This is a genomic window from Streptomyces cinnamoneus, from assembly GCF_002939475.1.
Lineage (GTDB): Bacteria > Actinomycetota > Actinomycetes > Streptomycetales > Streptomycetaceae > Streptomyces > Streptomyces cinnamoneus_A.
On sequence record NZ_PKFQ01000001.1, the window covers coordinates 1,147,924 to 1,158,652 of the forward strand.

Annotated in this window: 10 protein-coding genes; 4 read left to right on the forward strand and 6 right to left on the reverse strand. The window is 73.2% G+C overall.

Annotated elements, in window-relative coordinates; genetic code table 11:
- The first annotated feature begins 152 nt into the window (after nucleotides 1-152).
- Nucleotides 153-749 (forward strand): membrane protein YczE, encoded by a 597-nt coding sequence (gene yczE / locus CYQ11_RS04485; RefSeq protein ID WP_240003146.1) that lies wholly within the window; start codon nucleotides 153-155, stop codon nucleotides 747-749.
- A 256-nt stretch (nucleotides 750-1,005) separates the two neighbouring features.
- Entirely contained in the window at nucleotides 1,006-1,380 is a 375-nt protein-coding gene (locus CYQ11_RS04490; RefSeq protein WP_004948858.1) for an RNA polymerase-binding protein RbpA, read from the forward strand.
- A gap of 115 nt (nucleotides 1,381-1,495) precedes the next feature.
- Here the strand turns inward: CYQ11_RS04490 and fxsA are convergent, their stop codons facing one another.
- The 5 genes from fxsA to CYQ11_RS04515 all read right to left on the reverse strand — a co-directional run bounded on the left by fxsA (nucleotide 1,496) and on the right by CYQ11_RS04515 (nucleotide 7,257).
- Nucleotides 1,496-2,062 (reverse strand): FxsA family membrane protein, encoded by a 567-nt coding sequence (gene fxsA / locus CYQ11_RS04495; protein WP_099197566.1) that lies wholly within the window; start codon nucleotides 2,060-2,062, stop codon nucleotides 1,496-1,498.
- A 54-nt stretch (nucleotides 2,063-2,116) separates the two neighbouring features.
- Nucleotides 2,117-2,884, reverse strand: a complete 768-nt coding sequence (locus CYQ11_RS04500) for a polyprenol monophosphomannose synthase (RefSeq protein ID WP_099197567.1) — start codon at nucleotides 2,882-2,884, stop codon at nucleotides 2,117-2,119.
- Nucleotides 2,881-4,593, reverse strand: coding sequence for an apolipoprotein N-acyltransferase (gene lnt, locus CYQ11_RS04505; RefSeq protein ID WP_099197568.1), 1,713 nt, complete (start codon nucleotides 4,591-4,593; stop codon nucleotides 2,881-2,883). The genes CYQ11_RS04500 and lnt overlap by 4 nt, the downstream gene beginning before the upstream one ends.
- Nucleotides 4,594-5,109: 516 nt before the next feature.
- Nucleotides 5,110-6,744, reverse strand: coding sequence for an amidohydrolase (locus CYQ11_RS04510; protein ID WP_099197569.1), 1,635 nt, complete (start codon nucleotides 6,742-6,744; stop codon nucleotides 5,110-5,112).
- Nucleotides 6,745-6,813: 69 nt separating this feature from the next.
- A complete protein-coding gene (locus CYQ11_RS04515; protein WP_030365423.1) occupies nucleotides 6,814-7,257 on the reverse strand; it encodes an Lrp/AsnC family transcriptional regulator in 444 nt (147 codons plus the stop codon).
- Between the two features lie 194 nt (nucleotides 7,258-7,451).
- Between CYQ11_RS04515 and CYQ11_RS04520 the strand changes: the two genes are divergently transcribed.
- Nucleotides 7,452-7,838, forward strand: coding sequence for a hypothetical protein (locus CYQ11_RS04520; protein WP_099197570.1), 387 nt, complete (start codon nucleotides 7,452-7,454; stop codon nucleotides 7,836-7,838).
- 41 nt (nucleotides 7,839-7,879) lie between these two features.
- On the opposite strand, the gene CYQ11_RS04525 is transcribed toward CYQ11_RS04520, so the two are convergent.
- Nucleotides 7,880-9,052 (reverse strand): acyl-CoA dehydrogenase family protein, encoded by a 1,173-nt coding sequence (locus CYQ11_RS04525; RefSeq protein WP_099197571.1) that lies wholly within the window; start codon nucleotides 9,050-9,052, stop codon nucleotides 7,880-7,882.
- Between the two features lie 340 nt (nucleotides 9,053-9,392).
- Here CYQ11_RS04525 and CYQ11_RS04530 point away from each other — a divergent pair, with 340 nt between their 5' ends.
- The gene (locus CYQ11_RS04530; RefSeq protein WP_099197572.1) at nucleotides 9,393-10,634 is read left to right on the forward strand and encodes a glycoside hydrolase family 18 protein; all 1,242 of its coding nucleotides are present in this window, start codon (nucleotides 9,393-9,395) and stop codon (nucleotides 10,632-10,634) included.
- The last annotated feature ends 95 nt before the right edge of the window (nucleotides 10,635-10,729 follow it).

Sequence of the window (10,729 nt, forward strand, 5' to 3'; positions counted from 1 at the left end):
TTGGCCATGGATCTTGAGTTGACCCAGTCCACAGACTGTCATGCCTCAGGCCACTCGCACCACCGCTCCGGAGGTTTTCGTTGTCCGCATCAGGGGGGTCGCTCCTTGCCCGCCGTCTCGTCCAGCTCTACGGCGGGCTCGTGCTGTACGGAATGAGCGCCGCGTTGCAGGTGCGCGCGGGGCTGGGGCTGGCGCCGTGGGACGTGCTGAACCAGGGCATCTCCCGGCACACGGGGCTGTCGATCGGCACGGCCAGCATCGCCGTGGGCGTGCTGGTGCTGCTGCTGTGGATACCCCTGCGGCAGCGCCCCGGACTGGGCACGGTCTCCAACGTGCTGGTGATCGGCCTGGCCCTGGACGCGACGCTGAGCCTCACGCCGCGCCCGGAGTCGCTGTGGGCGCGGATCCCTCTGCTGCTGGTCGCGGTCGTGCTGTGCGGGCTGGCGACCGGGCTCTACATCGCGCCGCGCTTCGGGCCGGGTCCGCGGGACGGGCTGATGACCGGCCTGCACAAGAGGACGGGCCGCTCGGTGCGGTTCGTGCGGACGTGCATCGAGGTGGCCGTGCTGGCGACGGGCTTCGCCCTGGGCGGCTCGCTGGGCGTGGGCACCGTGCTCTTCGCGGTGGCGATCGGACCCCTGGCGCAGTTCTTCCTGAAGGTCTTCGCCCTGCCGGAAACAGGCGGCCCCAGCGAAGCGGAACCCATTTCTCCGATCTTGCCCGCGCACGATGTTCCGGACCCGGTTTAGGCCGGAAACTTGCGGGCCGGTAGTGTACGCCTTCGACCTACCAAGCGGACCGTTACTGCGCGCTCAAGCAGCGGAAACACAGGGTGACATCTGTTGTCAGATGTGACAAAACGGGCGCTGGTGGGTACAACAAGGGGCGGCACGACGGGCGACGCATGTCCCTCAACGGGGAATCTTCACCGCCGACCGGACGTTGACCGGATGACGACGACAGCGACACCTGTCCTGTGGGCGACAAGCCCGGGAGGCACGATTCATGAGTGAGCGAGCTCTCCGCGGCACGCGACTTGTGGTTACCAGCTACGAGACCGACCGCGGCATCGATCTGGCCCCGCGCCAGGCGGTGGAGTACGCATGCCCGAACGGCCATCGATTTGAGATGCCGTTCTCGGTAGAGGCGGAGATTCCGCCGGAGTGGGAGTGCAAGGCGTGCGGCGCCGTGGCACTCCTGGTGGACGGCGACGGTCCTGAGGAGAAGAAGGGCAAGCCTGCGCGTACGCACTGGGACATGCTCATGGAGCGGCGTACCCGCGAGGAGCTGGAGGAGGTGCTGGCCGAGAGGCTGGCCGTCCTGCGCTCCGGTGCCATGAACATCGCGGTGCACCCGCGGGACACCCGCAAGTCCGCCTGAGGGCGGGCGCTCCGCGCGACCGTTTACGACAGCACCGACAAGGGCCCGGGCCACTGCGCTTCAGCAGTGGCCCGGGCCCTTGTGCGCGTCGTGCCCCGCCCCGCCGGGCGAGGGGTCAGCGCGGCAGCTGGGGGTCGTCGTGGCGGGGCGCCGGCGGCTCGTCGTGGTGGACGACCTCGCCCTGGACGACCTTGCCGTCCTGCGGCCCGCCCGCGCGCGCCTGGCGGTAGGCGTCCCCGAGACCTCCGACGGGGCCGCCCGCGCGGTCCAGGCGCCGCCCCACGGCCCCCCGCAGCAGCGCGCGGGTCGGCGGGAAGAGGCAGAGCAGCCCGGCCGCGTCGGAGATCAGGCCCGGCACCATCAGCAGCAGCCCGCCCAGCATCGTCAGGGCGTTGCCGCCGCCCTCCTCGGGCGCCGGCGTCGCCCCCGGGGCGGTCTGCAGGGACTGGGTCAGCCGCTGCCAGGCCCGCCGCCCGGCCCGTTTGATCACGTACGAGCCGAGGACCACTCCGGCGGCCAGCAGGGCCAGCACGGCCAGCCCGCCCGCGGCGTGGGCCACCAAGGTCAGCAGCCAGATCTCCAGGACCGCCCAGACCGCCACGCCCAGGGGAACGATCCTGCGGGCGCGGCTCCGCCGGGGCGGTCGGCTGTTCACGGGCTGCTGCTGCGTTCCGAACGTCATGCCTCAAGTGTGCCTGGGAGGCGGCCGGAGACGGAGCGGGCGCTTATGGGCCCCTTACGACTCCTTGCGGCCCAGGGCCTTGCCGACCCGCGAGCCGATGCCCCACGAGGTGACCCGCCACAGCGCCTCCGCGACGATGTCGCGGCTCATCTTGCTGTCGCCCAGTTCGCGCTCGACGAAGGTGATGGGCACCTCCACGACGTGGAACCCGGCCTTCACCGCACGCCAGGCCAGGTCGACCTGGAAGCAGTAGCCCTGGGAGGCCACGTCCTCCATGCCCAGCCCTTCCAGGGTCTCCCTGCGGAAGGCCCGGAAGCCGCCGGTGACGTCGCGGATCGGCACGTCGAGCATCAGCCGGGAGTAGGTGGAGCCGCCCCGGGAGAGGAACTCGCGGGACCTGGGCCAGTTCACCACCCGGCCGCCGGGCACCCAGCGCGAGCCGAGCACCAGGTCGGCGCCGGCCAGCGCGGTGAGCAGGCGGGGCAGCTCCTCGGGCTGGTGGGAGCCGTCGGCGTCCATCTCCACCAGGACGCCGTAGCCGTGCTCCAGGCCCCAGCGGAAGCCGGCCAGGTAGGCGGCGCCGAGCCCCTCCTTGCCCTTGCGGTGCAGCACCTTGACGTGGTCGTCCTCGGCCGCGAGCTCGTCGGCGAGCTTGCCGGTGCCGTCGGGACTGTTGTCGTCGGCGACGAGGACGTGCGCCTCCGGTACGGCTTCCCGCACCCGGGCGACGATGGGCTTGATGTTCTCCGCCTCGTTGTAGGTCGGAATGATCACCAAGGTCGTGCCGAGCGGGCCGTATCTCCGCTGACCGGCGTCTGTCACAGCTGCCCCTTTTTGTCCATGTCTCTTTCGGTTCCCTCCGGCCGGACCCGACGGCCGATCAGGTGGGTGGCCGCACAGGCCAGAAGTCCCACGATAGCGAGCGCCCATTCGGGAGCCGCACCCACGCGGTCCGCCACGGTCGTACCGTCGCGCAGCGGGATGCGCGCGGTGATCACGTCGCGGGTGAACTCCTCGCTCCGCTGGAGCACCCTGCCGTCGGGGGCCACCACCGCGCTGATGCCGCTCGTGGCGGCGGTCACCACGGCCCGGCCGTGCTCGACGGCCCGCAGGGACGACATGGCCAGCTGCTGTTCCGGCTGGCCGGTGCGGCCGTAGGTGGCGTTGTTGGTCTGGACGACGAGGGCGCGGGCGCCGGCCTTGACGGTGTCGTGGACGATCTCGTCGTAGGCGACCTCGAAGCAGATGACGTCGCCCAGCCGGGCGGGGCCGACCTGGAGCACACCGGTGTGGTCGCCGGGGTAGAAGTCGCGGGGGACGCGCTGGAGACGGGTGATGACCTTGCTCAGCTGCGCCCGGAAGGGCACGTACTCGCCGAACGGCACCGGGTGCTGCTTGGCGTAGGAGGCGCCCGGGCCGGTGGCGGGGTCCCAGACGATGCCCTTGTTGTCGATGTAGCCCGGCTTGTCCGGGTGGTCCACGAGGGCTCCGACCAGCACCGGGACGCCGACCGCGCGGACGGCCTCCTCGATCCGCTCGCGGGCCTCGGGGTACTGGAAGGGGTCGAGGTCGGAGGAGTTCTCCGGCCAGATCACCAGGTCCGGCCGCTTGGTCCGGCCCGCCTCGACGTCCCGGGCCAGCTGGAGCGTGGCCTGGACGTGGTTGTCGAGGACCATCAGCGGCCGGCCGAGGAAGTCCATGCCGGGCTTCTCGACGTTGCCCTGCACGATCGCGATGTCGGCGGTGTCGTCCGCGCCGGTGGGAAGGGGCACGGCGTAGCCGGCGACGGTGACGGCTCCGGCGAGGGCCACCGCCCCCACGGCGGGCAGCGCCGCCCGCACCGTCCGGGCCGCGCCCGCCCGCAGCCGGGCGGCCCCCACCACGGCGTACGCCAGCAGTCCGCCCGCCAGGGCCACCCCGAAGGTCACCAGCGGGGCCCCGCCGAGGGCCGCCAGCGGGGTGAAGGGGGAGCCGGTGTTGGCGAAGGCGAGCCGCCCCCAGGGGAAGCCGCCGAAGGGCACCCGGTCGCGGGCCCACTCCTGGGCGATCCACAGGCAGGCGCCCCACAGCGGCCAGCCGGGCAGCCGCGAGGTCATGGCGAGCCCGGCCCCGAGCAGGGCGACGAAGAGCGCCTCGATCACGGAGAGCCCGGTCACGGCGTCGTAGCCCACGACGTGGAGCCAGCGCAGCAGGACGAAGAAGAAGGGCAGCCCGAAGGCGAATCCCGTCCACGCCCCCTGTCGCGCGGTGCGGCCCCGGGTGAGCAGGGCCAGCGCGGCGACGGCGAGGACCGACAGCGGCCACAGGCCGTAGGGCGGGAAGGCCGCGGCGAGCGCCAGTCCGGCGGCGGCCGCGAGGCCGGTGCGGGGCGCCTCACGGCGGGCGAGCCGGGCCAGGCGCACGGCCCGCCCGGGGCGCGCGGGCGCCTTCGCACCGGCCGGGGGCGCGGTGGCGGGTGCCCCGGCCTCGCGCACGGGCGCTTCGGCCGCCGGGCTGGTGGCTCGCGGAGTGGTTTCGGAACCCGAGGGCAAGGTCGCGCCTTCCTGGAGCGTTTCGGGTGTATCGCTCGACGGTACCTCGCGCCGGACCGGGTGCGGCCCGCCGGGGCGCACGGCATGATCCGCGCGGGAGGCGGGCGGACGTCATGAGCGGAATGGGGGCCCGGCGTCCTTCGGGCCGGCCTGGGATCCGCTGGCTGCGGGTCGACCGAGAGCCGTTGTCTACTGAACGTCCGGGCCCCACCCGGGTCGCACCTGCCGGCCTGGCGGAACCTTCCCTCGCCCCCGTGCGCTGGACCTGGCTCCCAGTGGCGGGCCGCCTTCTGCGGCACCCCGCCCCCATGGCCCAGTGGCGTTCGACGACTGTGTGGAGATGCACCGGCCGGACGTCCTGTGGTGGACAGCGAGAACCTACCGGCCGCCGCCCGCTCCCTGTCAATACGGGCACGACCTGCGTGCCTCGCTCAAATCAGCAGGTCAGTACGGCAGATGGGGCCGTTTGGCGACGGCCCCGCCGCACATCGTTCGGCGGTACGCCGATCACGTCCCTCACTCGTTCGGGCGGGTGTGCACCGTCCGTCCGGCCACGACCGTCCGCAGGCAGACCGGCAGGGCGGTGCCGGGCGTGAGGTCCGGCAGGCCGGGGGTGCCCGAGCGGGGATCGGTGGACCAGTCGGCCACCCGGGCGTCGGGGACCTGTACGACGAGGTCGCCGGTCGCCCAGACCGCGTAGTCGGCGGGCGCGCCCGGCACCAGGACGCCCGCGTCGTCCCGCCCCACGGCCCGCCAGCCGCCGCGCGTGTGCGCGGTGAAGGCGGCGCGCACCGAGACCCGGTGCCCGGGCGTGCGGTGGAAGGCGGCCGCGCGGACGGTGCCCCACGGGTCGAGGGGGGTCACGGGGCTGTCTGAGCCGAGGGCGAGCGGCACCCCGGCGCGCAGCATGGCCGCGTACGGGTTGAGGGTGCGGGCCCGCTCGCGGCCCAGGCGCTGGGCGTACATGGCGTCGTCGCCGCCCCAGGCCGCGTCGAAGGCGGGCTGGACGGAGGCGGTGAGGGCGAGTTCGGCAAAGCCCGCGATCAGTTCGGGGGTGAGCATCTCGGCGTGCTCGATCCGGTGCCGGGCGGCGCGGACCCGGGCCAGGCCGACCTTGTCCGCGGCCGCCCGTACGCCCTCGACGACGGCGGTGAGCGCGGCGTCGCCGATGGCGTGGAAGCCGGCCTGGATGCCGGCCTCGGTGCAGGCGGCGACGTGGGCGGCGATGGCGGCGGCGTCCAGGTGCCCGGTGCCGGTGACGCCGCCGGCGTCGGCGTAGGGCTCGTGAAGGGAGGCGGTGTGCGAGCCGAGGGAGCCGTCGACGAAGAGGTCGCCGGCGGCGCCGACGGCGCCGAGCTCCCGGATGCGCCCGGCCTCGTCCGCCGAGGTGAGCGCCTGCGCCCAGTAGCCGGTCACCCGGGGCCCGGGCGTCTCGCCGGCGAGGGCGAGCAGGCCCGTGAGGTCGTCCTCGCTGGAGATCTCGGGCCCGGCGCACTCGTGGACGGATCCGATCCCGAGGGAGGCGGCCCGGGCCAGGGCGGCGCGCTGGGCCTCGGTGCGCTGGGCGGGGGTGACGCTGGCGTACGCGGCGGCGCGCACGGCGTGGTGGGCGGCGCCGGTCAGGGGCGCGCCGGGCGTGTGGCCGGGCAGTTCGCGCACGCGCGGGACGAGGTCGAGGAGGGCGGTGGTGACGACGGCGGAGTGGACGTCGGCGCGCGTGAGGTAGAGCGGCCGGCCGCCGGTGGCCTCGTCCAGCTCGCGGAGGGAGGGCGGGCGTCCCTCGGGCCAGGCGCTGGCGTCCCAGCCGTGGCCGAGCAGCACGCGGTCGGCGGGGCGGGCGGCGGCGTGCGCCCGGATCCGGCCGAGGGCCTCGGCGAGGGTGGGGACGCCGGTCAGGTCGAGGCCGGTGAGGGCGAGTCCGGTGGCGGTGGTGTGCACGTGCGCGTCGGTGAACGCGGGGGTGACGAGCGCTCCGTCGAGGTCGGCGACCTCGTCGACGCCGTCGGCGAAGGAGTCGGCGGCCCCCTCCGAGCCGACCCAGGCGACGCTGTCGCCTTCCACGATCATCGCGGTCGCGAAGGGGTCGGCGGGACTGTAGACGGTGCCGTTGCGCAGCAGGACGGTACGCGGCTTGCCGGGGCGCTCACTCATGACGCCAAGTCTGACCCCCGCACCGCCCCTTCCTGAAACCGGGGCCGCCGGCGGCCGGGGGACGGGCCGTCAGCCCACGCGCGGCGGCCGCGCCTCGTACGGCGTGGACAGCACGATCGTGGTGCGGGTCGAGACGCCCGCCAGCGACCGGATCCGCGCCAGCAGGTGCTCCAGCTCCAGCGGCGTGGCCACCCTGACCTTGAGGATGTAGTTCTCGTCCCCCGCCACGCTGTGGCACGCCTCGATCTCGGGGATCTCGGCGAGGCGGTCCGCGATGTCGTCCGGGGCGCTGGGGTCGAACGGCTTCACGGAGATGAACGCGGTGAGCGGCAGGCCCACCGCCTCGGGGTCGACCACCGCCGCGTAACCGCGGATGACGCCGCGCTGTTCGAGCCGGCGCACGCGCTGGTGCACCGCCGAGGTGGACAGGCCGGTGGCCTTCCCCAGGTCGGTGTAGCTCATCCGCCCGTCCTTGACGAGCAGTTCCACGATCTCTCTGTCCAGCTCCTCCACGCGGATCAACCTACTGGGTTACGGCGCGCGCGGCACAGTCGGCGTCACCACAGGCGCACTACCTATGTGACAAACGCCACAGGTATGCGCCCGTGTCCTCCCGGGCCCGGCGATTACCCGCCTGCTCCCGAGGGAAGTGCTTGCTGTGGCCGGGGCCGAGATGTCCGGCCGGCCCATCCGAGGGGGAAAACACCATGCCCAGTCTGGAACGCCTGGACGACGAGCGCCTGGACGACGACGGCTACGGCGAGGGTCCGTACGACGCCGAGACCTATGAGATGTTCCGGGTGATCTGCCCGGACTGCGCTCGCCCGATCGCGTTGCTCGCCGACGAGGACGTACTGCCGGAGCACGCACTGTGCCCGTCCCCGTGGAATCCGTTCGGCCTCACGGTCTGCCGGGGGTCGGGCCGCGGTGTGGAGGACGCCGCTCCGGCCGGTGGGGACCCGGCGTGCGGGATGGACCCGGCGCTGCTGCTGACGCTGCCGGAGAGCCTGGACTGGCGGCGGCAGCCGTTCTCGCACATCGGCGGCCCGGGCTCGCGCCCGTTGCGCGTGCCCGGCGCACCCAGCCGCTCGTAGGAGTGGTCCGCCGCGGCCAGGCCGGGCCGCGGCGGACGGGGTCAGGCGGACTCGGGGCCCGCGAGGTGCCGGGCGACGACCATCCGCTGGATCTGGTTGGTGCCCTCGACGATCTGGAGCACCTTGGCCTCGCGCATGTAGCGCTCGGCGGGGAAGTCCGCCGTGTAGCCGTAGCCGCCCAGGAGCTGGACGGCGTCGGTGGTCACCCGCATCGCCGCGTCCGTACAGAAGAGCTTGGCCATGGCGGCCTGCTTGGCGAAGGGCCGTCCCTGGTCCCGCAGCCGCGCCGCGGTGAGGTAGAGCGAGCGGCCGGCCTCGATCTGGGTGGCCATGTCGGCGAGCATGAAGCGCAGGCCCTGGAAGTCGGCGAGCGGGCGTCCGAACTGCCGCCGCTCGCCGACGAAGGCGAGGGCCTCGTCCAGCGCGGCCTGGGCGACCCCCACGGCGCAGGCGGCGATGCCCAGGCGCCCGGAGTCCAGGGCGGAGAGGGCGATGGCGAAGCCCTGCCCCTCCTCGCCGATGCGGCGGGCGTCGGGGACGCTCACCCCGTCGAAGTGCAGCTGCGCCGTGGGCGAGCCCTTCATGCCCATCTTGCGCTCGGGCGGCGCGGCGGCGAGGCCGGGGGCGTCGCCGGGCACGAGGAAGGCCGTGATGCCGCGGGCACCCTCGCCGCCCGTCCGGGCGAGGACGGTGTAGAAGTCGGCGATGCCGCCGTGGGTGGTCCAGGCCTTGGTGCCCTCGATGGTCCAGGTGTCGCCGCTGCGGGTGGCGCGGGTGCGCAGGGAGGCGGCGTCCGAGCCGGAGGAGGGCTCGGACAGGCAGTAGGCGCCCAGGAGCCCGCCGCCGAGCATGGCGGGCAGGTGCTCCTTCTTCTGCTCCTTGGTCCCGTATCCGGCGAGCGCGTGGCAGGCGAGGGTGTGCACGCTGACGCCGAGTCCCACGGTGAGGCGGGCGGCGGCCAGCTCCTCGAGCACCTGGAGGTAGACCTCGTACGGCTGGTCACCGCCGCCGAACTCCTCGGCGTAGGGCAGGGCGAGCAGCCCCGACGAGGAGAGCAGCCCGAAGAGTTCACGGGGGAAGTGTCCCGCTTCCTCCTCCTCGGCCGCTTTCGGCTGGATCTCCCGCTGGACCAGCTCGCGGACGAGCGCGATGAGGTCGCGGGCTTCGTCGGTGGGCAGCTGGCGCTCCACCGGCTGCGGGCCGTGTCGGTTCATGGCGGCGGCTCTCCTCCCTGTCGGGCGCTGCGGCGACGGGCGCACATGGGTGTCGGCGCCGCCACCAGTCTGTGCCCAGCCGATGGTCCCGCGCCGGGTCGCGGAACGCGGTGACCTGCGGCTGTGGCGGGTTGGAGTATGCCCGATCGGGGGGCGCCCGTCACGGGTTGACGGATCTTGAAAAACGCCCCCCGGGATTCGGTGCGGCGTTTTGGTCCGAACCATTGACCGTATTGGTCTAGTCCTTCTACGGTTTCCCCACCGTTTCCGTTGAGCGCGTTCATGCCAAGCGCTGAGCGCCCGGCCACCCCCCTCTCCCACCCCCACCGAGGAGACCGCCATGCCCGGAACGCCACGACGGCACCGCACCCGCACCCTGCTCACCGCGACGGCCGCCTGCTCGGCCCTGCTCGCGGCCGGACTGGCCGCCGTGCCCGCCACCGCCGACGACTCCCCCTCGGGCGACGACACCAGCGCCGGCCGGCGCGTCGTCGGCTACTTCACCAACTGGGGTGTCTACGAGCGCAATTACCACGTCAAGAACATCGAGACGTCCGGCTCCGCCGCCAAGCTCACCCACATCAACTACGCCTTCGGCAACGTCACCGGCGGCAAGTGCGCGATCGGCGACGCCTACGCGGACTACGACAAGTTCTACGACGCCGCCGGCAGCGTCGACGGCAAGGCCGACTCCTGGGACAACGGCGCCCTGCGCGGCAACTTCAACCAGCTGCGCAAGCTCAAGAAGATGCACCCCGGCCTGAAGGTGGTCTGGTCCTTCGGCGGCTGGACCTGGTCCGGCGGCTTCGGCGAGGCCGCGAAGAACCCGGCCGCCTTCGCCGAGTCCTGTTACGGCCTGGTGAAGGACCCCCGCTGGGCCGACGTCTTCGACGGCATCGACATCGACTGGGAGTACCCCAACGCCTGCGGCCTGACCTGCGACACCAGCGGGCGGGCCGCCTTCCGCGACGTCATGGCGGCACTCCGCGCCCGTTTCGGCGGGTCGAACCTGGTCACGGCCGCGATCACCGCCGACGCCTCGGCCGGCGGCAAGATAGAGGCCGCGGACTACGCGGGCGCCGCGCGCTCCGTCGACTGGTACAACCCCATGACGTACGACTACTTCGGCGCCTGGGAGGCGAAGGGCCCCACCGCCCCCCACTCCCCCCTCACCTCCTACACCGGCATCCCCAAGGCCGGCTTCAACACGGAGGCCACGATCCAGAAGCTCACGTCCCTGGGTGTCCCCCCGGCGAAGCTCCTGCTCGGCATCGGCTTCTACGGCCGCGGCTGGACGGGCGTCACCCGGTCCACCCCGGGCGGCACGGCCACCGGCCCCGCGAAGGGCACCTACGAGGACGGCTTCGAGGACTACAGGATCCTCAAGACCAAGTGTCCGGCCAACGGCACGGTGGGCGGCACGGCCTACGCCAAGTGCGGCAGCGACTGGTGGAGTTACGACACGCCCTCGACGATCGCGGGAAAGACGGCCTACAAGAACCGTCAGGGCCTGGGCGGCACGTTCTTCTGGGAGCTGAGCGGCGACACGGCGGACGGGGAGCTGATCAAGGCGATCAACTGACCTCTCCGTCGCCCGGCCCCCTCGGCCCTACGGCCGAGGGGGCACCTCGTGTCGGCGAAGGTCACCGCCCGCGATCCGGCGAATGCCGGGGCAGC

What these genes read in the sequence shown, in the direction of transcription:
- CYQ11_RS04490 (WP_004948858.1), top strand. Translation starts at nt 1,006, where the DNA reads ATGAGTGAGCGAGCTCTCCGCGGCACGCGACTTGTGGTTACCAGCTAC.
- yczE (WP_240003146.1), top strand. Translation starts at nt 153, where the DNA reads ATGAGCGCCGCGTTGCAGGTGCGCGCGGGGCTGGGGCTGGCGCCGTGG.
- fxsA (WP_099197566.1), bottom strand. Translation starts at nt 2,062, where the DNA reads ATGACGTTCGGAACGCAGCAGCAGCCCGTGAACAGCCGACCGCCCCGG.
- CYQ11_RS04510 (WP_099197569.1), bottom strand. Translation starts at nt 6,744, where the DNA reads ATGAGTGAGCGCCCCGGCAAGCCGCGTACCGTCCTGCTGCGCAACGGC.
- CYQ11_RS04525 (WP_099197571.1), bottom strand. Translation starts at nt 9,052, where the DNA reads ATGAACCGACACGGCCCGCAGCCGGTGGAGCGCCAGCTGCCCACCGAC.
- CYQ11_RS04530 (WP_099197572.1), top strand. Translation starts at nt 9,393, where the DNA reads ATGCCCGGAACGCCACGACGGCACCGCACCCGCACCCTGCTCACCGCG.
- CYQ11_RS04520 (WP_099197570.1), top strand. Translation starts at nt 7,452, where the DNA reads ATGCCCAGTCTGGAACGCCTGGACGACGAGCGCCTGGACGACGACGGC.